General features: G+C 67.5%; 1 protein-coding gene. It reads left to right on the forward strand.

Annotated elements, in window-relative coordinates; translation table 11 throughout:
• Positions 1 to 332, forward strand: a 332-nt coding sequence (locus EN818_RS31410) for a GAF domain-containing protein (protein WP_135906692.1), incomplete at both ends; no start/stop codon positions are given.

Below are 332 nucleotides of genomic sequence, written 5' to 3' on the forward strand. Positions count from 1 at the left end.
ATGGCCCATTGGGGCGATGTCCGCTCGAGCATCACCCAATTCGCGCCGGAAGATTGCTGGGCGCTGCGGCGCGGCCAGGAGCATGTCGCCGGACCGGGCATGCTGACACCGCGTTGCGCGCATATCACCGAGAACGGCAAGAAGGGCTATGTCTGCATGCCGCTGGCCGCGCAGGGCGAGACGCTCGGCATCCTGCACCTGTGCGAGCCAAACGCGGCCGAGAAGCCGCAATGGCTCGCCGAGCGGCAGCAGATCCTGCGCGGCGTCGTCGACACATTGGCGCTGGCGTTGGCCAATCTGCGCCTGCGCGAGACGCTCAGGCAGCAGTCGAT

The organism is Mesorhizobium sp. M3A.F.Ca.ET.175.01.1.1 (assembly GCF_004791945.1).
Taxonomy (GTDB): Bacteria; Pseudomonadota; Alphaproteobacteria; order Rhizobiales; family Rhizobiaceae; genus Mesorhizobium.